Genomic DNA, 21,487 nt, shown 5'->3' with positions numbered 1-21,487 from the left:
GCCATGAGCGAAGCCATCGCCAGCCCCGCGCTGGGCGAACAGATCGCGCCACCCGCTGACCCTGCTCAGAATGACAGTAAGGGCGCTCTGCGCTGGCTGCTGGCTGAGGCCGCCCCCTACCGCTGGCTGCTGGGCACGGGCCTGCTGCTGGGCCTGCTCAGCAGCGCGCTGAGCCTGGTGCCGGCCTGGAGCGTTCAGCATCTGGTGCAGGGCCTGTTGCTGCCGGGCGCTGCGCGCAGCAGCGACTGGCTGGCCCTGGGCGGCATCGTGCTGGCGGCCCTGTTCTTGCGCAACCTCAGCCTGATGGGCGCCACCTTGCTGATGCACCGGGCTGCTTTTGATCTGCTCAACCGCTTGCGCAGCCGCTTGCTGGCCAGCCTGGCCGGCTGGCCCCTGGGCGCCATGACAAGAGCGGGTGCGGCGCAGCAGAAGAAACTGGTGGGCGAGGATGTTGAGCAGATCGAGCGCTTTGTCGCCCACCAGTTGCTGGACCTGAGCATGGCCCTGGCCACGCCCTTGCTGGCCGCCGCGCTGATGGCCAGCCTGGACTGGCGGCTGGCCCTGCTCTCCCTGCTGGTGTGGCCGGCCGCCCTGGTCGCCCAGGCCTGGATGTACCGCGATGTGGGGCCGCGCATGCAGCGCTACTTCGAGTTGCGCGCGCGCATGCATGCCAGCATGCAGGACTTGCTGCGCGCCCTGCCCCTGGTCAAGAGCATGGGCCGGGGCCTGCCGGCCTATCAACGTTACAGCCAGGATGTGCAGGCTTTCGGCGGCATGGTGAGGCAGTGGATTGCCGCCACCGCGCCGGGCATGGCAGCCTTCAGGCTGGCGCTGGACTGCCATCTGCTGGTGCTGCTGCCGGCCGGCCTGTGGATGTATGCCCAGGGCCATACCGGCCTGCCCGAGCTGGTGGCGGTGCTGGTGCTGGCCCAGGCCGTGCCCGATGCCATCACCGCCCTGCTGATGCTGGGCGGCCATCTGCAGCAGGTGCTGATGGGCGCTGGCCGGGTGCAAGCCTGCCTGGCGGTGCCGGCCCTGCCCGAGCCCGAGCAGCCCGAGCCCCTGCCGCCGGGGCCGCTGACCTTGCAGTTCAAGGGGGTCGGCCTGCGTTATGAGGCGCAAGGCCCCTGGGTCTTGCAAGACATCAATGTGGATCTGCGCCCCGGCACGCTGACGGCCCTGGTCGGCCCCTCGGGCAGCGGCAAGAGTTCGCTGGCCTCCCTGCTCGGGCGCTTCAACGACCCGCAGCGGGGTCAGGTCTTGCTGAACGGGGTGGACCTGCGCGAGCTGGGCAGCGCCCAGGTGCTGGCCCAGGCCGCCTTTGTGTTTCAGGATACTTTCCTGCTGTGGGACACGCTGCGCGCCAATCTCTGCATGGGCCGCGAGGCCAGCGCCGAGGCCATCGAGACCGCCTTGCGCCGTGCCTGCGCCTGGGACTTTGTGCAGGCCTTGCCGCAAGGCCTGGAGACCGTGCTGGGCCAGGGCGGCGCCAGCTTGAGCGGTGGCGAGCGCCAGCGCCTGGCCCTGGCGCGTGCCCTGCTGCGCGACGCGCCCCTGCTGGTGCTGGACGAGGCCACGGCCTTTGCCGATGCCGGCACCGAGGCGCAGATCCAGCACATCCTCTCCGAGCTGCTGCGGGATCGCACCGTGCTGATGATTGCCCACCGCCTCAGCTCGCTGCGCAATGCCGAGCAGGTGCTGGTGCTGGAGGCCGGCCGCCTGCGCGCCCGCGGCCGCCATGCCCAGCTGATGCAGGAGGACGCCGCCTATGCGCGGCTGTGGGCGCAGCAAGACCAGGCCGCTCATTGGGCGATGCGCAAGAACGAAGGAGAGCGGGATGTTTGAATTGCTGGACAAACTCTGCCCCGGCGCCTGGCGCCAGATGGCGCGCCAGCACCTGCCCTGGCTGCTGCTGGACGGGCTGCTCAGCGCCCTGCCTTTTGGGGTCTTTCTGCTGCTGGTCGAGCGACTGCTGGCCGGCCCCAGCCAGCTGGCGCAATGGTTGCCGCTGTGCGCGCTGATCTGGGGCCTGCTGCTGGCGCGTACCTGGGTGGCCCGCCAGGTCTGCCTGCTCACCCATGGCTGGGGCGTGCATCTGGCCGAGGGCTTGCGCCTGCGCCTGGCCGAGCGCCTGCTGGCCTGGCCGGTGGGCCGCATGCTGCAACGCGACGGTGGCGAACTCTCCGCCGTGCTGCTGCAGGATGTGGACCATGCCGAGCAGGCTTTCTCCCACCTTTACGGCCCCCTGGTCAGCAGCCTGCTGATGTGCGGCTTCTTGCTGCTGGCCATGGCCACGCAAGACCTGGCACTGACGGCCGCCATGGCCGCCGGCCTGGCCCTGGGCCTACCCGCCTGGGCTTTGCTGCGCCGCCAGGGCCTGGCCCAGGCCGACCGCTGGCTGGACGCCAATGCCCAGGCCCAGGCGGCCACGCTGGAGTATCTGGAGGGCTTGCGAACGCTCAAGGCCCACGGCATGGCCGGCGCCCGCTTTGCGCGCGTGGACCAGGCCTTGCGCCGCCAAAGCCGCGAGAGCCTGGCGTTGGAATGGCGTGCCGCCTTGGGGCCGCTCAGCTTCATCAGCCTGCTGGAGCTGGGCCTGCCCCTGCTGATGCTGGTTGGCTTGTGGCGCTGGCAGGGCGGTGCCGTGGGTCTGCCCTTGCTGCTGACTTTCTTGCTGGTCTGCATGCGCCTGCACCGCAGTCTCTCGCTGATGGTTCTGGGCCTGGCCCAGAGCGAGGTGATGCTGCGCAGCGCCCGGCGCATCGCCGCCCTGCTGGACGAGCCCGTTCAAGCGGACGGCAGCCAGCAGCCCGCCTGGGCGGGGCCGCTGCAAATCAGCCTGCGCGATCTCAGCTTCGGCTATGGCGGCGCAGAGCAGGTGCTGAGTCAGCTCAGCGGCGAATTGCCGGCCGGCAGCCTGACGGCCTTGGTCGGGCCCTCGGGCTCGGGCAAGAGCACGCTGGCCCGCTTGCTGGCCCGCTTCTGGGACGCGCCGCCGGGCACGGTGTTGCTCGATGGTGTTGATATCCGAAGTTATGAATTGGCCGCTCTGCAGCAGCGCATCGCCATCGTGTTCCAGCATCCGCAATTGCTGACCGGCACGGTGGCGGCCAATCTGCGCCTGGCCAGCCCCGAGGCCACGCAGGCCGAGCTGGAAGAGGCCTGCCGCCAGGCCGCCTGCCACGACTTCATTCTGGCCCTGCCGCAGGGCTACGAGACCGAGCTGTCCGAGCAGGGCGCCGAACTCTCCGGCGGGCAGAAGCAGCGCCTGTGCATTGCGCGCGCCCTGCTCAAGCGCGCGCCCCTGGTGCTGGTGGACGAGGCCACCGCCTCGCTGGACCCCGAGAACGAGGCCCTGATCCAGCAAGCCCTGCAGGCCCTGGCCCGCCACAGCACGGTCTTGATGATTGCCCACCGCCTGCACACCGTGGTGGCGGCCGACCAGATCTGGGTGCTGGAGCGCGGCCGCATCGTGCAGCGCGGCCGCCATGCCCAGCTGCTGGGCCAGCCCGGCCTCTACCAGACGCTGTGGCAGGCGCAGCAGCAGGGCCGTGATTGGGCGCCGGGCGTGGCGGCTCAGGCATGAGGCCGGGTGTGAAGGGTTTGGACTGGCGCCTCGTCCTGGTGGCGCTTTACTTCGGCCAGGGCCTGCCCATGGGCATGGCGCTGGAGGCCATGCCCACGGCCTTGCGCGCCCAGGGCCTGCCGCTGGCCCAGCTGGGCTGGCTGAGCCTGGCCCTGCTGCCCTGGGTGGGCAAGCTGCTGTGGGCGCGGACTGTGGAGCGGCTGTGCGGGCGCTGGGGTTTTGCCACCGTCTTGCTGGCCACCCAGGGCCTGCAGTTGCTGGCCAGCCTGGCCCTGGCCTGGACGCCGCCGGCCGCAGGTTTGCACGCGCTGCTGCTGCCCCTGCTCTTGATGAATCTTTGCGCCGCCACGCAAGACAACGCCAGCAATGCCTGGGCCGCCCTGGCCCAGCGCCAGGCCGGCGACAGCGCCAACGCCATGCGTCACGGTGCCGGCGGCCTGCTGGTGCTGGGCTTTGTGCTGGGCATGGTCTGCGGCGGCGGCTTGCTGCTGCAGCCTTTGGCGGCCTGGGGCTGGTTGGGCCTGGTGCTGAGTTTGAGCGGCATGCAGCTGCTGGTGCTGCTGATGCTGTGCGGCATGCCGCGGCTGCAGCACCAGGCGGGTTTGCAGGCGCAGATGCTGGTGCCGCTGCGCTGGCGCAAGCTGCTGGCCGACAGGCGCTTGTGGCTGCTGGTGGCCCTGGCCCTGCTGGTGCGCCTGGGTGGGAGCTGGCAGCAATACCTGTTCAAGCCCTGGCTGGTGGACGCCGGTCTGGGGCTGGCGCGGGCCGGCCAGATCCAGCTGCTGTTGCAGCTGAGCACGGGCCTGGCGGCCGGCCTGCTGGCGCCTCTGTGCCTGCGGCGCTGGGGCTTGCGGCGGGTCTGCACGGCGGTGCTGCCGCTGAGCGTGCTGGGTTTGTGCCTGCCCTGGGGCCTGGCCCTGGCGCATGGGGCTCAGTCGGCAAGCTGGCAGCTTTGGCTCTACCTGCTGCTGGGCCCCGGTGCCTGGATAGACGGGCTCTTGATGGCCTGCGCCACCAGCTGCCTCCTGCACTGGGTGGCCGCGCAAAGGCCGGCGCTGGAGATGGCTTGCAGCCAAACCGGCGAGCTGGTTGGCGGCAGCCTGACGATGGCGCTGGCGCCCTGGGTGCTGTCCCAGCTGGGTTATGCGCCCAGCTTTGCCCTCGGCGCGCTGCTGGCCCTGTTCGCCATGCCCCTGCTGCTCGGCTTGGGCCTGCGCTTGCCCGGGGCTTGGCCTGGCGCGTCGGCGGGGCGGGCTCAAGGCTTGGCCGGGGTGTCCTAAGCCTCTTTCATCAAGCCTTGTTTAATTGTTAATAGGAATTATTCGCATCAATGACATAATCCCGCAATTCAACGCAATTTTGTTTATTTCGGGAAGGTTTTTCATGCGGTCTCCTGTGTTGTTTTCCTTGCGTCCGGTCGTGCTGGCCGGTGCCTTGCTGTGTGGGCTGCTGACGCAAGCCGCCCGGGCCGATGATGGCCAACCGCCCGCCGATCAGGCGGCGGCCAGCGGCACGAAACAGGCGGGCCAGCCGCAGGAGGAGGCCTCCCTGCCCGTCGTCCGGATGCGTTTTGCGCGCGAGCAGCAGGGCGACAAGGTGGGGCCCAGCCGCTCATCCACCGGCCTGAATCTGAGCCTGCGCGACACGCCGCAGGCGATCAGCGTGATCACCCGTGAGCGCATCGAGGAGGGCGGTTTCGCCACCCTGGAATCGGTGCTGCGCGCTACGCCGGGCCTGGCCGTCTCGGGGGATGACAGCGGGCGCTCCACCATCAGCGCGCGCGGCTTCGCGGTTGAGAACTACCGGCTCGACGGCCTGCCTTTTGACGCCAGCTGGGGCTATATGGAGAGGCTGGCCACGGCGGCTTTCGAGAAGATCGAAGTCACCCGGGGCGCGACCGGCCTGATGGCCGGTGAGGGCAATCCTTCAGCCAGCATCTCCATGGTGCGCAAGCGCGCCAGTGCCAAGGCCTTGCAAGGCCAGGTGCAGCTGTTGCTGGGCACGCAGAACCGCAGAGGCGGTACCCTGGATTTGGGCTCCGCCCTGAACGACAGCGGCAGCCTGCGCGCGCGCGTGGTGGCCCATGCCGAGCATCTGGAGGGCAGGCTGGACCTGGAGCAGCGCCGCACCCGCCAGTTGCTGCTGGTGGCCGAGGCCGATCTGGGCCCCAAGACCTTGCTGACCCTGGGTCACCTCTACAACCACAGCGCCGTTGACGGCGGCTACTGGGGCGGCCTGCCGATTTTTTACAGCGACGGCAGCCGTAGCCAGTTGCCACGTCGTGCCACCACCGGGGTGGACTGGAATCTGTGGCACGAGACCCTGAATTCCAGCTATCTCAAGCTGGAGCACCGCTTTGATTCGCAGTGGCGTTTGCAGGCCGAGTTGAGCCGTGACATGGGCGCCAACCGCTACCAGATGGTGTGGACCGAAGGGGCGGTAGATTCGGGCACCGGCCTGGGCCTGACGGGCGTGCCTTACTTCTACAAATCGGATCGTGTGCAGCGCAATGCCAGCGTCAATCTGGGCGGCAATATCACCGCCTTTGGCCGTGTGCATGAACTCAATCTGGGTCTGCAGCGCCTGGTGGCGCCGGCCAATTGGACGAATCGCGACCTGATTGGCGACAAGCCGGCGATGGACTCGCTCCACAACTGGAAGGGGCGCTGGACGCCGCCACCGGTCGGTGAGCTTTACAACGCTGGCGACAACCTGACGACCCAGACCGCCGCCTATGCCGCGGCCCGCCTGCAACTCACGGATGCGGCCAAGCTGATCGTCGGCGCCCGCCTGTCCGACTACCGTCACCAGCAGGAGGCGGGAGCCTGGAATCCCGTGGCTTACGAAGTACGGCGCCGCAATGTGCTGACGCCTTATGGCGGCCTGATGTGGGACTTGAGCGAGTCGGTGTCGGCCTATATCAGCCATGCCGGCATCTTCAAGAACCAGACGGCCAAGGACCGCGAGGGCAAATACCTGGCGCCGCTGGAGGGCGTGAGCCAGGAGATCGGCCTCAAGGGCGAGTGGCTGGACGGCGCCCTGCAGGGCGCGGCCACCTTGTTCCGGGTGGAGCAGAACAATTTCGCGGTGGCCGATGCGGACTTCAAGATACCCGGCACCAGCGATCCGGCCATGCGCGGCGTGCAGGGCGTCAGCTCGCGCGGCGTGGAGCTGGAGCTGGAAGGCCGGCTCACAAGCGACTGGCGCGCCGGTGCCTCCTTCAGCCATATGAAGATCACCCACCCCCTGGGCGAGCCGGTGATGAGCAATCTGCCGCGCAGCCTCTTCAAGCTGCACAGCCAGTACGCGCTGGGCGGTGCGATGCAGGGCTGGCATGTGGGCATGAATGTGAACTGGCAGGGCGCGGATGTGTACGAAACCACCAACCCCAAGACCCAGCTCAAGGAGCGCACCGGCCAGGACGCGTATGCGCTGCTGGACCTGATGCTGCGCTGGAATATCAACAAGCAGTTGCAGGCCCAGCTCAATATCGATAACGCCCTGGACAAGCAGTACCGGCAGATGCACCCCTGGAGCGACAGCTATCTGGTGGGCGCGCCGCGCAGCGTCAAGCTGGGGTTGGATATGCGTTTCTGATCATGACCGCCAGCCTGCCCGGCTGGCGCCGTGATGGCGGCTTGTGTAGAGTCTGCGCCGGTGCTGGGAAGATCGTGGGTCTGAGACGCCGGAGGAGGATTCATGAGCAAGAGCAAACAGCTATTGAGCGCGCCATCGCTCACCTTGTCGTCCGAATACTCTGAGTTGTTGGCGACGCTGAAGGAACGGGTGCGTTCGGCCCAGTATGCGGCCTTGAGGGTAGTCAACTCCGAACTGGTGAGCTTGTATTGGGATATCGGCCGCGAGCTGGTGGAAAGGCAGCGTGATACCTCCCATGGAGTGGCAATCGCTGAGCAACTGGCCAGGGACTTGCGAGCTGAGTTTCCGGGCATCGCCGGTTTTCGCGGCGCAACGTCTTCTATATGCGGGAGTTCTACCTGCTGTACAAGGACGAGGCGCGAGTGCAACCGCTGGTTGCACAAATCGCCTGGACCCACAATCTGGTGATCTTTCAGCGCTGCAAAGACCCCCTGCAGCGCGAGTTCTACATTCGCATGACCCGCAAGTTTGGCTGGTCAAAGAATGTGCTGATCCACCAGATCGAGAATCAGAGCTACGAGAAGTCGCTGCTGGCTCAAACCAGCTTCGACCAGGCCCTTTCGCCCGAGCTGCTCGCCCAGGCCAAGCTGGCGGTGAAGGACGAGTACACCTTCGATTTTCTGGAGCTGGGCGCGGAGCATAGCGAGCGCGAGCTGGAGCGGGCGCTGATGGGTCGCATCGAGGATTTTTTGCGAGCCATGGGCGGTATGTTCGCCTTTATGGGCAGTCAATACCGGCTGGAAGTGGATGGCCGGGAGTTCTTCATCGACCTGCTGCTCTTCCACCGCCGCCTGCGCTGCCTGTTGGCCATCGAGCTGAAGGTGGGGGAATTTCAGCCCGAGTTTGTGGGCAAGATGCAGTTCTACCTGGCCGCGCTGGACCAGCAGGTGCGCCAGGCCGATGAGAACGCCTCCATCGGCATCATCTTGTGCAAGGAAAAGAGCCGCACCATCGTGGAATACGCGCTGCACGACGCCAGCAAGCCCATAGGCGTGGCTACCTACCGAACCACCCGCACGCTACCTCAAGACCTTGCCGAACAACTGCCTGCGCCCGAGGTCATTGCCGCGCTATTGCAGGGGATGGACTGACCTTCAGGCAGCGGCCCCCTGGCGCAACACGAGCTCTCCCGGCGCCCAGTACAGCTCGGCCGATTCGCCCTGGATCAGGGAGAGTTGGGGCGGCACATGGCCGATGTCGGCGTCGATCAGCACCGGCAGCTCGTCCAAGCCGACCAGGGCCTCGCGCACGGCGTCCTCATGGCTCAGCAGCTCGGGCGCCGTGACCGCTGCGGGCGCATGGCGGCCGACCAGCAGGCCGGCGGCGCCGTCGAACCAACCATGCAGACGCAGCGAGTACAGCGCGCGCAGCAGCTCGCAGGGCGCCATCTCGCAGTTCTCCAGGAATAGCAGATGCGGGCCGATGCCGGCTTGGGCGGACCAGCCCCGCAGATCGCCATAAGCGGTGCCGGCGATGCGGCCCAAGGTGTCCAGGCAGCCGCCTATCAGGCGGCCGCGCAGGCGCAGCGGCTCGGCCCTGCCATCCAGACGGCGCCAGCGGGTGGTTTCGGTCAGGTTCCAGCCGGCATCGGGCGTGGCTTGCCAGTCGAGGCCTTTGGCCTGCCAGCGCAGCGATGCGCACTGGACCGGCGGCGCATTCTGAAACAGCGTCGGCCAGAGCGCGGCCGTGGTCTCGTCCAGCGCCTCGGCGCCCAGCTCCATCAAATTGGGGCCGTGCAAACTCATCCAGCCCGCCCGCAGGGCCAGCGGCAGCTGCAGGGTGCTGAGGTCGGAAAAACCGCTGAACCATTTCGGCTCGGCTGCGGCCAAGCGCCCGAAGTCCAGCAGGGGGGTAGCAACTCGATCGCGCGTTCGCCACCCCAGGGCGGCAGCACTGCGCCGATCTCGGGGTCCAGCAGAAAGGACTGCAGCTCGGCCGCGCGTTCGGCCGCGGGTGCGCTGCATTGCTTGTGCTCGCGGCGCAGGGTTTGACCCTCGAGCACGCGCAGGCCGCGCTGCTGCAGCCGGGCGATCGCGCGCTCCAGGCGCGGAAACAGCTCGGCTTCGACGCCGGAGGATGGCGCGCACAGTGCCACCAGATCGCCTTCGCGCAGTGGCCGGGGGCGGCGCGGCGCCTGGATCATGTCTGAGGGGCTGTGGCGGCCCGCTCCGCCGACTCCATGGTGTTGACCAGCAACATGGTGATGGTCATGGGGCCGACGCCGCCGGGAACGGGGGTGATCCATCCGGCCACTTCCTTGACACCGGGGTAGTCCACGTCGCCGCAGAGCTTGCCCTCGTCGTTGCGGTTCATGCCCACATCGATGACCACGGCGCCGGGCTTGACCATATCGGCCGTCAGCACATTGCGTTTGCCCACGGCGGCCACGATCACATCGGCCTGGCGCGTGTGCTGGGCCAGGTCGGCCGTGCCGCTGTGGCAGACCGTGACGGTGGCATTGGCCTGCAGCAGCATCATGGCCATGGGCTTGCCGACGATATTGCTGCGGCCGATGACGACGGCATGCTTGCCGCGCAGGTCCTGCATGCCGATCGACTCCAGCATCTTCATGCAGCCGTAGGGCGTGCAGGCCTTGAAGCCGGTTTCACCGACCATCAGCGCACCGGCGCTGGCGACGTGGAAGCCGTCCACATCTTTGTCGGGTGAGATGGCTTCGATGACCTTGTGGTCGTCGATGTGCTTGGGCAGGGGCAGCTGGACCAGAATGCCGTGGATGCTGGGGTCCTTGTTCAAGGCCTCGACGCGGGCCAGCAGCTCGGCCTCGCTCAGGCTGGCCTCGTACTTCTCCAGCACCGAGTGCAGGCCGGCGTCGGCACAGGCCTTGACCTTGTTGCGCACATAGACCTGCGAGGCCGGGTTGTCGCCCACCAGCAGCACGGCCAGGCCGGGTTTGAGCCCTTGGGCCGTCAAGGCAGCTGCGCGCTGGGCGACTTGGGCGCGGATTTGTTGGGACAGGGCGTTGCCGTCGATGATTTGGGCGCTCATGGGGAGTGGTCCTTGAAAAATGCAAATGGCCGCTGAACGGGCAGCGGCCATTTTGGGAGTCCTGCGGGGCTTAGACCTTGGCTTGCGCGCCCAGGGCGATCTTGAGCAGGTCGGCCACGGTGTTGGCGTTGAGCTTTTCCATGATGTTGGCGCGGTGCGCCTCCACCGTCTTGATGCTGATGCCAAGATCGTCGGCGATCTGCTTGTTCAGGCGACCGGCGACGATGCGCTCCAGCACCTGGGCCTCGCGGGTGGTCAGGCGGCTCAGCAGGGCGTCGCGGCTGGCGGCTTCCTGGTGGCTGGAGAAGGCCTCGCGGGCCTGGTCCAGCATGCGTTCGACCAGGGCGACCAGGGCGTCTTCCTTGAAGGGCTTTTCGATGAAGTCGGTGGCGCCCTTCTTCATGGTCTGCACCGCCATGGGCACGTCGCCGTGGCCGGTGATGAAGACGATGGGCAGGGGGCTCTTGCGTTCCAGCAAGCGGTCTTGCAGGTCCAGGCCGCTCATGCCTTCCATGCGGATGTCGGCGATCAGGCAGGCGACTTCGCGGGGGTCGTAGCGGCTCAGAAAGGACTCGGCGGAGTCAAAGCACTTGACCCGGTAGTCCTTGCCCTCCAGCAGCCATTGCAGGGAATCTCGTACCGCCTCGTCGTCATCGACAACGTAGACATTACCCTTCTTCGGAATCAGACTCATGGTGTCGCAATTGGGTTGGTAGCGGGTCCGGTGGACCCGTTGGTTCCGTGGCCGGCAGCGGCGCTATTGCCGCCGCTGGGCTCGGGACGAGAAGAGATATCGACCGGGATGCTGAAGGCAAACCTGCAGCCCACGACTAAGTCGCCATTGTATAAGTTCTCGGCTCTGATTCGCCCCTGGTGGGACTCCACGATAGACCGGCATAACCCTAGGCCTATGCCCATGCCGTCGGACTTGGTGGAGAAGAAGGCCTCGTACATGCGCGAGATCACCTCCTCGGGCATGCCGGGGCCCATATCCGTCACGCTGAAGTCGATATGGCCGCCAAGCTCGGGCGTGTGCTTGGGCACGACGCGCAGCTCGATGTGGCGGCGCGAGGCGGGCAGGCCGGCGTTGTCTATGGCCTCGGCGGCGTTCTTCAGCAGATTCATCAAAACCTGTTCGATCAGGATGGGGTCCACCAGCAGCTGGGGCAGGCGCTGGGCCACATAGGTGTGGATGGCCACATTGCGGCGGCGCAGCTCGATGCCGGCCAGCTCGACCGCGTCCTCGACGATGTCGTGGGCATGGGCGGCCTCGCGCTTGGGTTCGCTGCGCTTCACGAAGTTGCGGATGCGGTGGATGATTTGCCCGGCGCGCTGGGCCTGTTTGGCGGTTTTTTCCAGCGCGGCCAGCAGGTCGTCTTTCTGGATGGCGTCGCTGCGCACGCGCGAGACCATGCCGTTGCAGTAATTGGTAATTGCAGTGAGCGGCTGGTTCAGCTCATGGGCCACGCTGGAGGCCATCTCGCCCATGGTCATCAGGCGGCTGGTCATCTGCGCCTTCTCGGCCTGCAGGGCGGCTTGGGCCTCGGCCTTGCGGCGGGTGGTGATGTCGGTGGCGATAAGCATCTGGGCCAGGCGGCCGTCGGTCCACTGCAGGTAGCGGCTGCGCACATCGAACCACATCTCCAGCGACTCGACATAGACCTCGCGCGGATCCGAGCCGGTTTCGGTCAGGTGCTGGGCGGGCAGGCCGGTGTAGTCATCCACCTCTTCGTCCAGATCGCTGCCGCTGCTGCGACCCAGTGCGCTGCCCGAGAGCTGGGCATGACCGGCCGGGTCGGCGCCGAACCAGAGCCGGTAGCTGCGGTTGGCAAACAGCAGCTCGCCTTGCTGGACGGAGAGCACGGACACGGCCGCGTCCAGGCCCTCCAGCACGGTGGTGAAGCGCTCGTGCGAGGCGCTGAGCTGGTCGCGCACGCGCTTGGCCTCGGTGATATTGGTCATCGAGGTCATCCAGCCGCTTTGCTTGCCCTTGGCGTCCACCAGGGGCGAGAGGTAGATGCGGCCGTCGAAGATGGTGCCGTCCTTGCGCATGATCTTGACCTCGGCCCCGCCGGCCGGGCTGCGGCCGTTGATCTCCTGCTGCAAGAGGCGGCCGTTTTCCTCGAAGCGGTCCGGCGGCCAGAAGGGGAAGGGCGGCTTGCGGCCTATCAGCTCGGCCTCGGAGAAGCCCGTCATCGCGCAAAAGGCCGGGTTGACGTAGGAGATGCGCGAGTCCATGTCCATGGCCCGCATGCCGGTGAGCATGGAGTTTTCCATGGCGCGGCGGAAGTTCATCTCCGAGCTCAGCGCGTTCTGGATCTGCAGACGCCGGCGCATATGGCGCCAGGTGCCCAAAAGCATCCAGACCGTCAGCGTGGACAGGGCCACCACCATCCAGAACAAGGTATTGCTGATCAGGCCGAAAGAGGAGCGATAGCCCTCGCCGCGCAGCACCAGGCCGTTGAGGGCCGGCGCCAGCGGCACCTCGTGGACGATGGAGGCCGGTTTGTTGGGGCGGCCCGGCATGGGGGTGACAGTGCTGGAGACGATTTGCTCGTTGGAGTCCAGGATGGCCACCACATGGCGCGAGGCCACTTCGGTGGGCACGTAGTAGCGCAGCAAGGCCTCGACCGAATACTCGGCGATCAGCACGCCGGAGAAGCCGGTGCGGTCGATCAGCGGCACCTGGATCTGGAACACGGTCAGATTGTTGGCGTCGCTGAAGGGCGGGGAGTAGACCGGCGTGCGCCGCTCGCGCGCCGCTTCGAAAGCCAGTGTCGGCGGGTTGGACTGCTTGGCCATGGGCATGGACGGGTCGTTGCCGTCCGGCGCCATCAGGCCATCGGCCTGGAAGCCCGCCGCGCTGACGCTGGCGCGGCGCTCGCGCCGGCTGGACAGCCAGGTCACATGGGTGATCTCGGGCCGCTCGCGGGCGAAGCTGGCGGCCTGGGCGCTGAAGTCGTGGGCGTCGGTGGCGCGGGTGACGATCTCGCGCGCGATGCGCACCAACTGCTCCTGGTTCTCGATCAGGCGCAGGCGGATCTGCTGCTGGGCGATCTCTGTGTCCCTTTTTACCGCTTCAGTCTCGCGCTCGATTTCCTCATTTCGCAGGTACCAGAAGGCCAGGATGATGGCCATCAGGAAGAGCAGCACCGAGATCAGGGGCCCCAGCGTGGCAAAACGGTCTTGCCGCGAGGGGCTCTGGCGCCGCCACCAGCTCAAGGCTTTTTGTTGCAGTGGCCGCAGCAAGGGGCCACTGGCATTTTTGAGATTGAAGAAAGAGGGCATGGGCGGATTATCCGGGTCTGAACCGGCGAATTCGCCCCGTTTGGAGGGTTTTGAGAGCGTGCGTTTGATGGAAGGCAATGTCGGGATTTACGTAAGTAATTCCACATAATGAAATTGCTTCGCACGATTTGAGAGTGCAACAAACTTGTGAGACACTGCGCGCAAACGCGAGGAGGCCCCGCGCCCGGAAGACGGGGCAGGGGGCTTCCGAAAGACGTTTTTCTGGCGCCGGCCGCGATGCAAAAAGTCGCAGCCGGCAGATTCAAAGAGGTGGGTGGGGATGGCCGCAAGTGCGAGCACCCCAGCCCACCCAGGCCACCTATTTGTTTGGAGACATCCATGTCCGCGCAGCCCCAGTCCTTCGTAGGCGCAGCCGCCAATGACACCGACGCTACCGAAACCAAGGAATGGCTGGACGCCCTGTCCGCCGTGATTGGTGAAGAAGGTAGTGAGCGTGCGCATTTCCTGCTCGAATCGCTGATCGACCATGCCCGCCAGGCCGGCATCGATGTGCCTTTCTCGGCCACCACGGCCTATGTCAACACCATTCCGGTCGAGCAGGAGGCGCGCTGCCCCGGCAATATCCAGATCGAAAAGCGCCTGCGCGCCTATATGCGCTGGAACGCCATGGCCATGGTGGTGCGGGCCAACCGCCTGAACCCGGCCGACGGCGGTGATCTGGGCGGCCATATCGGCTCCTTCGCCTCGCTGGCCTCCATGCTGGGCGCCGGCTTCAACCACTTCTGGCACGCCGAGAGCGACAAGCACGGCGGTGACCTGCTCTACATCCAGGGCCATAGCGCGCCCGGCATCTACGCCCGCGCCTTCCTGGAAGGGCGTTTGAGCGAAGCGCAGTTGGACAACTTCCGCCAGGAAGTCGACGGCCAAGGCCTGTCCAGCTACCCGCATCCCAAGCTGATGCCCGAGTTCTGGCAGTTCCCCACCGTCTCCATGGGCTTGGGCCCCTTGATGGCGATCTACCAGGCGCGCTTCCTGAAGTATCTGCATGCCCGCGGCATTGCCGACACGGCCAACCGCAAGGTCTGGGCTTTTATGGGCGACGGCGAGATGGACGAGCCCGAAAGCCTGGGTGCCATCGGCCTGGCCGCGCGCGAGGGCCTGGACAATCTGGTCTTCGTCATCAACTGCAATCTGCAGCGCCTGGACGGCCCGGTGCGCGGCAATGGCAAGATCATCCAGGAGCTGGAAGGCGAATTCCGCGGCAGCGGCTGGAACGTCATCAAGCTGATCTGGGGCAAGGGCTGGGACGAGCTGCTGGCGCGCGACAAGAGCGGCAAGCTGAAGCAGCTGATGATGGAAACCGTCGACGGCGACTACCAGGCCATGAAGGCCAATGACGGCGCTTTTGTGCGCAAGAACTTCTTCGGCAAGTATCCCGAGACCGCCAAACTGGTCGAGCATATGAGCGACGAAGAGATCTTCGATCTGCGTCGCGGCGGCCACCAGCCCGAGAAGGTCTTCGCCGCCTTCCATGCGGCCCACAACAACACCTCGGGCCAGCCCACGCTCTTGCTGGTCAAGACCGTCAAGGGCTATGGCATGGGCAAGGCCGGTGAGGGCAAGAACACCGTCCACCAGACCAAGAAGCTGAGCGACGAGGACATCAAATACATCCGCGACCGCTTCGGCATCCCCATCCCCGACAGCGAGCTGCCCAAGCTGCCTTACTACAAGCCGGCCGATGACACGCCCGAGATGCGCTATCTGCACGAGCGCCGCCAGGCTCTGGGCGGCTACCTGCCCAAGCGCCGCGTCAAGGCCGACGAGAGCTTCACCGTCCCGCCGCTCGCCACTTTCCAGGCCGTGCTGGATGCGACCGCCGAAGGCCGTGAAATCTCCACCACCCAGGCCTATGTGCGCTTCCTGACCCAGCTGCTGCGCGACAAGGACCTGGGCCCGCGCACCGTGCCCATCCTGGTCGACGAGGCCCGCACCTTCGGCATGGAAGGCCTGTTCCGCCAGATCGGCATCTACAACCCCAAGGGTCAGCTCTACACCCCGGTCGACAAGGACCAGGTGATGTATTACCGCGAGGCCAAGGACGGCCAGATCCTGCAGGAAGGCATCAACGAAGCCGGCGGCATGGCCAGCTGGATCGCCGCGGCGACGTCGTACTCGACGAATAACCGGGTGATGATCCCCTTCTACGTCTACTACTCGATGTTCGGCTTCCAGCGCATCGGTGATCTGGCCTGGGCGGCCGGCGATATGCAGGCGCGCGGCTTCCTGCTGGGCGGCACCTCGGGCCGCACCACGCTGAACGGCGAAGGCCTGCAGCACGAAGACGGCCACAGCCACATCCTGGCCGGCACCATTCCCAACTGCATCAGCTACGACCCCACTTTCGCGCATGAAGTGGCCGTCATCCTGCACAGCGGCCTGAAGCGCATGGTGGAGCAGCAGGAGAACGTCTACTTCTACATCACCCTGCTGAACGAGAACTACCCCATGCCCGGCCTGCGCGCCGGCACGGAAGAGCAGATCCTGAAGGGCATGTATCTGCTGGATGCTGCAGCGCCTAACGCCGATGCGAATCTGACCGTCAACCTGCTGGGCTCCGGCACCATCCTGCGCGAGAGCCAGGCCGCCAAGCTCTTGCTGGAACAGGACTGGGGCGTGGCCGCCAATGTGTGGAGCTGCCCGAGCTTCAACGAGCTGGCCCGCGAGGGCCAGGACGTGGAGCGCCACAACCTGCTCAACCCCACGGGCGGGCAGCGGCTGTCCTTCGTCGCCCAGCAGCTGAGCCAGACCACGGGCCCGGTGATCGCCTCGACCGACTATATGAAGAACTACGCGGAGCAGATCCGCGCCTTCGTGCCGGCCGGCCGCACTTACAAGGTCTTGGGCACCGATGGTTTCGGCCGTTCGGACTTCCGCTCCAAGCTGCGCGAGCACTTCGAGATCAACCGCCACTACATCGTGGTGGCCGCGCTGAACACCCTGGCCGACGAGGGCAAATTGCCCAAGGCCAAGGTGGCCGAAGCGATCGCGAAGTACGGCATCAAAACCGACAAGATCAACCCCCTGTACGCCTAAGCCGACAAGCCGGTCGAACGGAGAACAAATATGGCATTGGTAGAAGTCAAGGTCCCGGATATCGGAGACGTTACGGACGTGGCAGTGATCGAGCTGCTGGTCAAGGTGGGTGACACGGTCGCCCTGGAGCAAAGCCTGATCACCGTGGAGAGCGACAAGGCCTCCATGGAAATCCCCAGCACCCACGCCGGTGTGGTGAAGGAGATCAAGGTCGCCATCGGCGACAAGGTCAACGAGGGCAGCCTGGTGCTGTTGCTGGACGCTGCGGGTGAGGCGGCGGCCGTTGCTGCGCCTGCTGCTGCATCGGCACCGGCCGCCGCCCCGGTGGCTGCGCCCGTGGCGGCCGCAGCACCAGCAGCCGCTGGCGCCAGCGGCCTGATCGAGGTCGTCGTGCCGGACATCGGCGATTTCGACTCGGTCGCCGTCATCGAGGTCTTCGTCCAGGTGGGTGACACCATCAAGATGGAGCAAAGCATCGTCACCGTCGAGAGCGACAAGGCCTCGATGGAGATCCCCAGCTCGCACGGCGGCGTGATCCGTGAGTTGAAGGTCAAGCTGGGCGACAAGATCGCCAAGGGCTCGCTGCTGGCCGTGGTGGAAGTGGCGGGCGCTGCGCCGGCCGCCGCCCCCGCGGCTGCACCTGTGGCTGCTGCAACTCCAGCTGCTGCCCCGGTGGCAGCCGCTGCCAGCGTGGCCCTGCCTGCTGCCGCCCACAACCCCACCGTCGCCCCCACGGGCAAGCTGCCCCACGCCTCGCCCAGCATCCGCCGCCTGGCGCGCGAGTTGGGCGTGCCGCTGACGGAGGTCGCCGGCAGCGGCCGCAAGGGCCGCATCACCGAGCTGGACGTGCAGGGCTTTGTCAAGCGCGTGATGAGCGGCGCGGTGCAGACCCTGGCGCAAAAAGCTGCGGCTCCTGCCGCCGCCGCCGCGACCGGTGGCGGCGCCTTGCCCGGCCTGCTGCCCTGGCCCAAGGTGGACTTCGAGAAGTTCGGCGCCATCGAGCGCAAGGACCTCTCGCGCATCAAGAAGATCTCCGGCGCCAATCTGCATCGCAACTGGGTGGTCATCCCCCACGTTACCAACCATGACGATGCCGACATCACCGAGCTGGAAGCCTTCCGTGTTCTGACGAACAAGGAAAACGAGAAGAACCCTGCCGCCGTCAAGGTCACCATGCTGGCCTTCATGATCAAGGCCGCCGTGGCCGCGCTGAAGAAGTTCCCCGAGTTCAATGCCTCGCTCGAAGGCGAGGGCGATGCCCAGAAGCTGGTGCTGAAGAAGTACTACCACATCGGCTTTGCCGCCGACACGCCCAATGGCCTGGTCGTGCCGGTGATCAAGGATGCCGACAAGAAGGGCATCTTCGAGATCAGTGCCGAGATGGGCGAGCTGGCCAAGAAGGCCCGCGACGGCAAGCTGGGGCCGGCTGAGATGAGCGGTGGCTGCTTCACCATCAGCTCGCTGGGCGGCATCGGTGGGCGCTACTTCACCCCCATCATCAATGCGCCCGAGGTGGCCATCATGGGCGTGTGCAAGAGCCAGATCGAACCCAAGTGGGACGGCAAGGCCTTCCAGCCGCGCCTGATGCTGCCGCTCAGCCTGAGCTGGGACCATCGCGTGATCGACGGCGCCGCCGCCGCTCGTTTCAACGTCTATTTCGCATCGCTGCTGGCGGACTTCCGTCGCATCGTTCTCTGATCGGGAGGCTGGGCCATGGCACAAGTGAATGTTCTCGTTCCCGATATCGGTGACTTCAAAGACGTCGCCATCATCGAGCTGCTGGTCAAGGTCGGCGACACGGTGGCGGTGGACCAAAGCCTGATCACCGTGGAGAGCGACAAGGCCTCGATGGAGATCCCGTCCTCGCACGCCGGCGTGGTCAAGGAGATCAAGGTCGCCCTGGGTGACAAGATCAACCAGGGCACGGTGCTGCTGGCGCTGGAGTCGGCCGGTGGCGCTGCTGCCGCGCCTGCCCCCGTTGCTGCGCCCGCTCCCGCCCCGGCTGCTGCGCCCGCCGCCAAGCCCGCCGTGGCAGCCCCGGCCGCCGCCAGCTACTCGGGCAGCGCCGATCTGCACTGCGATGTGCTGGTGCTGGGTGCCGGCCCTGGTGGTTACTCGGCCGCCTTCCGCGCCGCCGACCTGGGTCTCAATGTCGTGCTGGTGGAGCGTTATGCCACCCTGGGCGGCGTCTGCCTGAATGTGGGCTGCATCCCCTCCAAGGCCTTGCTGCATGTGGCGGCGGTGATGGACGAGGTCTCCCACCTGGGCGACCTGGGTGTGGACTTTGGCGCGCCCACCGTCAATGTGGACAAGCTGCGTGGCCACAAGGAAAAGGTGATTGGCAAGCTGACCGGCGGCCTGGCGGCCATGGCCAAGATGCGCAAGGTCACCACCGTGCGCGGCTACGGCCACTTCCTCGATGCCAACCATGTGGAAGTCGAAGAAACCACCGGCGACGCGCAAGACAAGACCGGCGCCAAGAAGACCATCCACTTCAAGCAGGCCATCATCGCGGCCGGCTCGCAAGCGGTGCGCCTGCCTTTCCTGCCGGATGACGAGCGCATTGTTGACTCCACCGGTGCGCTGGCTTTGAAGGGCACGCCCAAGAAGATGTTGATCATCGGCGGCGGCATCATCGGCCTGGAAATGGGCACGGTGTACTCGACCTTAGGCGCCCGCCTGGACGTGGTGGAAATGCTGGACGGCCTGATGCAAGGCGCCGACCGCGACCTGGTCAAGGTCTGGCAGAAGATGAATGCCAAGCGCTTCGACAACATCATGTTGAAGACCAAGACCGTCGGCGCCACCGCTACGCCGGAAGGCATCAAGGTGCAGTTCGAGGGCCTGGATGGCAGCAAGAGCGAAGGCGTTTACGACCTGGTCTTGCAAGCCGTGGGCCGCACGCCCAATGGCAAGAAGATCGCCGCCGACAAGGCCGGCGTGGCCGTGACGGACCGTGGCTTCATCGACGTGGACGTGCAGATGCGCACCAATGTGCCCCACATCTTCGCCATCGGCGATGTGGTGGGCCAGCCCATGCTGGCGCACAAGGCGGTGCACGAGGCCCATGTGGCGGCCGAGGTGGCGGCCGGCGCCATCCTGGGCGATGCCCAGCTGGCCAAGAGTCAGTTTGACGCCCGCGTGATTCCCAGCGTTGCCTACACCGACCCCGAGGTGGCCTGGGTGGGCCTGACCGAAGACCAGGCCAAGGCCCAAGGCATCAAGGTCAAGAAGGGCCTCTTCCCCTGGACGGCCTCGGGCCGCGCCATCGCCAACGGCCGCGACGAAGGCTTCACCAAGCTCTTGTTCGATGACTCGCCGGAAGCCCATGGCCACGGCAAGATCCTGGGCGGCGGCATCGTCGGCACCCATGCCGGCGACATGATCGGCGAGATCGCCCTGGCCATCGAGATGGGCGCCGACGCGGTAGACATCGGCAAGACCATCCATCCTCACCCGACCCTGGGCGAGAGCATTGGCATGGCGGCCGAAGTGGCGCATGGCTCTTGTACGGACTTGCCGCCGGCGCGGAAATAATCGCGCATCTGAGCGCCATCAAGAGCCCGGGCCGGTAACGGTCCGGGTTTTTTGCTTCTTGGGCGGGAGATAGACGCCAGTCTGGTCTAGCCTTCACAATCTCAAAAGCATCCTTACCCAGCCCGCCGGTGACTGCGGCATTTCAGGATCGAGCGCGTATGAGCAGTAAGAAAGCACCGACGCCCGTGAAAAAGAAATCAGTGCCGCCCGCCTTGGCTGGGCGGCTGATGGCTGCTGGACTCAAACGGGTGGACGTCCGTGAGCTGCGCCGCTTCAGGCTCCTCTATACCGTCTACCCACAGATTCGGGAGACAGTGACTCCCGAATTGATCGCCAGCCTTGAAGTAGGAGGCTTCATCACACAAGTTGGCTGGGAGCTGGCCCCGTGAACACCTCCGCCCCATCTCCCCATCCAGCAGCGCCGGACGCGGACCCCTACCAAACCCTGTTTGCTGAACTGTCTGCGGCCGTCGCCCCTCTGCAGGCACTCCATCAGCGGGCCGTCAAGGTGCTGGCACCCACTGTCCAAGAGATCGTTCGCAGCGCTAGCCGGGATACGCAGTGGATCGAGTGCACGCTCGATCAGCTGCTGGATCACGCTTGCCTGCCAGAGGGTCTTGCCCTTTTCGAAACCCTCTGCCGCCATTACTGGACGCTGGACCCGCAAACCACCGCGAGCTATGTTCAGGCCTACCGCGAGATGTGGGATGCCGATGACAAGAACAGCACGGAAGAGGTGGCGCCATGAACCGAAAGACAGCCAAGACCAACACCCTCGACATCCAGGGCACCCGGGTGGCCGTGGTGTCGTCGCCGCAAGGTGATTACATCTCGCTGACCGACATGCTGCGCGCCAAAGACGGTGAGTTCTTCATCTCAGACTGGCTGCGCAACCGCAACACGGTGGAGTTCCTGGGCATCTGGGAGTCGATCTACAACCCGGCTTTCAATTACGGCGAATTCGCCACAATTAAAAGCCAGGCCGGGCTCAACAGCTACAAGATCAGCGTCAAGGAGTGGGTGGAGAAGACCGGCGCCATCGGCCTCAAGGCGACCGCAGGCCGTTATGGCGGCACTTACGCCCACCCCGACATTGCCTTTGAATTCGGCATGTGGATCAGCCCTGAGTTCAAGATCTATCTGGTCAAGGAGTTTCGCCGTCTCAAGGAGGATGAGAACAACCGCCTGCAGTTGGGCTGGAGAGCCTGTCAGAAACTTTGTGTGTGAGGCATAGCATGTCGACAAGGAGCATGAATGCCAAGCAAGACAAAAACCACCGCTACGGCGGAACAGGCGGCGAAGCCGCAATTCCAGATCCCAGCCGAGTTGCTTGACCAACTGGTCACCGGGCCGATG

Annotated in this window: 17 protein-coding genes and 1 pseudogene; 13 read left to right on the top strand and 5 right to left on the bottom strand. The window is 65.9% G+C overall.

All coding sequences use genetic code 11. The annotated features are described in order from the left end of the window. Window positions 1-3: 3 nt before the first annotated feature. From HNP55_RS23310 to HNP55_RS24935, 6 genes and pseudogenes are all read left to right on the top strand, one after another. Window positions 4-1,845: an ABC transporter ATP-binding protein gene (locus tag HNP55_RS23310; RefSeq protein WP_184304721.1), complete on the top strand. Its 1,842-nt coding sequence runs from the start codon at window positions 4-6 to the stop codon at window positions 1,843-1,845. Further along, a complete protein-coding gene (locus HNP55_RS23305) occupies window positions 1,838-3,586 on the top strand; it encodes an ABC transporter ATP-binding protein (protein WP_184304719.1) in 1,749 nt (582 codons plus the stop codon). Before HNP55_RS23310 ends, HNP55_RS23305 begins: the two co-directional genes overlap by 8 nt. 8 nt (window positions 3,587-3,594) lie before the next feature. Further along, a complete protein-coding gene (locus HNP55_RS23300; RefSeq protein WP_184304717.1) occupies window positions 3,595-4,866 on the top strand; it encodes a hypothetical protein in 1,272 nt (423 codons plus the stop codon). A gap of 103 nt (window positions 4,867-4,969) precedes the next feature. Further along, window positions 4,970-7,183: a TonB-dependent siderophore receptor gene (locus HNP55_RS23295; protein ID WP_184304715.1), complete on the top strand. Its 2,214-nt coding sequence runs from the start codon at window positions 4,970-4,972 to the stop codon at window positions 7,181-7,183. 102 nt (window positions 7,184-7,285) lie between these two features. Then, window positions 7,286-7,707, top strand: a pseudogene (locus HNP55_RS24940) (DUF1016 N-terminal domain-containing protein); the annotation flags it as partial. Further along, window positions 7,699-8,334 (top strand): YhcG family protein, encoded by a 636-nt coding sequence (locus HNP55_RS24935; protein ID WP_409993775.1) that lies wholly within the window; start codon window positions 7,699-7,701, stop codon window positions 8,332-8,334. The pseudogene HNP55_RS24940 and the gene HNP55_RS24935, both read left to right, overlap by 9 nt. A gap of 3 nt (window positions 8,335-8,337) precedes the next feature. Here HNP55_RS24935 and HNP55_RS23285 read toward each other — a convergent pair whose 3' ends face one another. Continuing rightward, complete coding sequence (locus tag HNP55_RS23285; RefSeq protein WP_409993774.1) at window positions 8,338-9,087, bottom strand: LD-carboxypeptidase; 750 nt, start codon at window positions 9,085-9,087, stop codon at window positions 8,338-8,340. Next, window positions 8,985-9,287, bottom strand: coding sequence for an LD-carboxypeptidase (locus HNP55_RS24930; RefSeq protein ID WP_409993773.1), 303 nt, complete (start codon window positions 9,285-9,287; stop codon window positions 8,985-8,987). The genes HNP55_RS23285 and HNP55_RS24930 overlap by 103 nt, the downstream gene beginning before the upstream one ends. Here HNP55_RS24930 and HNP55_RS24510 point away from each other — a divergent pair. Further along, window positions 9,231-9,392: a hypothetical protein gene (locus HNP55_RS24510; RefSeq protein ID WP_246448634.1), complete on the top strand. Its 162-nt coding sequence runs from the start codon at window positions 9,231-9,233 to the stop codon at window positions 9,390-9,392. The genes HNP55_RS24930 and HNP55_RS24510 overlap by 57 nt on opposite strands. Here the strand turns inward: HNP55_RS24510 and folD are convergent. From folD to HNP55_RS23270, 3 genes are all read right to left on the bottom strand, one after another. Then, window positions 9,383-10,249, bottom strand: coding sequence for a bifunctional methylenetetrahydrofolate dehydrogenase/methenyltetrahydrofolate cyclohydrolase FolD (gene folD / locus HNP55_RS23280; RefSeq protein WP_184304713.1), 867 nt, complete (start codon window positions 10,247-10,249; stop codon window positions 9,383-9,385). The two genes, HNP55_RS24510 and folD, sit on opposite strands and share 10 nt — an antisense overlap. A 70-nt stretch (window positions 10,250-10,319) precedes the next feature. Next, window positions 10,320-10,943 (bottom strand): response regulator transcription factor, encoded by a 624-nt coding sequence (locus HNP55_RS23275; RefSeq protein ID WP_184304711.1) that lies wholly within the window; start codon window positions 10,941-10,943, stop codon window positions 10,320-10,322. Next, the gene (locus HNP55_RS23270; RefSeq protein WP_184304709.1) at window positions 10,940-13,537 is read right to left on the bottom strand and encodes a PAS domain S-box protein; all 2,598 of its coding nucleotides are present in this window, start codon (window positions 13,535-13,537) and stop codon (window positions 10,940-10,942) included. Before HNP55_RS23270 ends, HNP55_RS23275 begins: the two co-directional genes overlap by 4 nt. 339 nt (window positions 13,538-13,876) lie before the next feature. Between HNP55_RS23270 and aceE the strand changes: the two genes are divergently transcribed. From aceE to HNP55_RS23240, 6 genes are all read left to right on the top strand, one after another. Then, window positions 13,877-16,594, top strand: a complete 2,718-nt coding sequence (gene aceE, locus HNP55_RS23265) for a pyruvate dehydrogenase (acetyl-transferring), homodimeric type (RefSeq protein ID WP_184304707.1) — start codon at window positions 13,877-13,879, stop codon at window positions 16,592-16,594. 30 nt (window positions 16,595-16,624) lie between these two features. Further along, entirely contained in the window at window positions 16,625-18,292 is a 1,668-nt protein-coding gene (aceF, locus tag HNP55_RS23260) for a dihydrolipoyllysine-residue acetyltransferase (RefSeq protein WP_184304705.1), read from the top strand. Between the two features lie 15 nt (window positions 18,293-18,307). Beyond that, the gene (gene lpdA / locus HNP55_RS23255) at window positions 18,308-20,131 is read left to right on the top strand and encodes a dihydrolipoyl dehydrogenase (RefSeq protein ID WP_184304703.1); all 1,824 of its coding nucleotides are present in this window, start codon (window positions 18,308-18,310) and stop codon (window positions 20,129-20,131) included. A gap of 158 nt (window positions 20,132-20,289) precedes the next feature. Continuing rightward, window positions 20,290-20,520, top strand: a complete 231-nt coding sequence (locus tag HNP55_RS23250) for a hypothetical protein (protein ID WP_184304701.1) — start codon at window positions 20,290-20,292, stop codon at window positions 20,518-20,520. After that, window positions 20,517-20,879, top strand: a complete 363-nt coding sequence (locus HNP55_RS23245) for a hypothetical protein (RefSeq protein ID WP_184304699.1) — start codon at window positions 20,517-20,519, stop codon at window positions 20,877-20,879. Before HNP55_RS23250 ends, HNP55_RS23245 begins: the two co-directional genes overlap by 4 nt. After that, complete coding sequence (locus HNP55_RS23240) at window positions 20,876-21,358, top strand: KilA-N domain-containing protein (RefSeq protein WP_184304697.1); 483 nt, start codon at window positions 20,876-20,878, stop codon at window positions 21,356-21,358. Before HNP55_RS23245 ends, HNP55_RS23240 begins: the two co-directional genes overlap by 4 nt. The last annotated feature ends 129 nt before the right edge of the window (window positions 21,359-21,487 follow it).

Source organism: Roseateles oligotrophus (genome assembly GCF_014204525.1).
GTDB lineage: Bacteria > Pseudomonadota > Gammaproteobacteria > Burkholderiales > Burkholderiaceae_C > Paucibacter_A > Paucibacter_A oligotrophus_A.
Note: the sequence above shows the minus strand (reverse complement) of the source record. Positions and strands in the feature narration are given on the sequence as shown.

Bases quoted from the DNA above. Each gene is read 5' to 3' on its own strand.
- HNP55_RS23310 (WP_184304721.1), top strand. From the start codon at position 4: ATGAGCGAAGCCATCGCCAGCCCCGCGCTGGGCGAACAGATCGCGCCA.
- HNP55_RS23305 (WP_184304719.1), top strand. From the start codon at position 1,838: ATGTTTGAATTGCTGGACAAACTCTGCCCCGGCGCCTGGCGCCAGATG.
- HNP55_RS23295 (WP_184304715.1), top strand. From the start codon at position 4,970: ATGCGGTCTCCTGTGTTGTTTTCCTTGCGTCCGGTCGTGCTGGCCGGT.
- HNP55_RS24935 (WP_409993775.1), top strand. From the start codon at position 7,699: ATGACCCGCAAGTTTGGCTGGTCAAAGAATGTGCTGATCCACCAGATC.
- folD (WP_184304713.1), bottom strand. From the start codon at position 10,249: ATGAGCGCCCAAATCATCGACGGCAACGCCCTGTCCCAACAAATCCGC.
- HNP55_RS23275 (WP_184304711.1), bottom strand. From the start codon at position 10,943: ATGAGTCTGATTCCGAAGAAGGGTAATGTCTACGTTGTCGATGACGAC.
- HNP55_RS23270 (WP_184304709.1), bottom strand. From the start codon at position 13,537: ATGCCCTCTTTCTTCAATCTCAAAAATGCCAGTGGCCCCTTGCTGCGG.
- aceE (WP_184304707.1), top strand. From the start codon at position 13,877: ATGTCCGCGCAGCCCCAGTCCTTCGTAGGCGCAGCCGCCAATGACACC.
- aceF (WP_184304705.1), top strand. From the start codon at position 16,625: ATGGCATTGGTAGAAGTCAAGGTCCCGGATATCGGAGACGTTACGGAC.
- lpdA (WP_184304703.1), top strand. From the start codon at position 18,308: ATGGCACAAGTGAATGTTCTCGTTCCCGATATCGGTGACTTCAAAGAC.
- HNP55_RS23250 (WP_184304701.1), top strand. From the start codon at position 20,290: ATGAGCAGTAAGAAAGCACCGACGCCCGTGAAAAAGAAATCAGTGCCG.
- HNP55_RS23240 (WP_184304697.1), top strand. From the start codon at position 20,876: ATGAACCGAAAGACAGCCAAGACCAACACCCTCGACATCCAGGGCACC.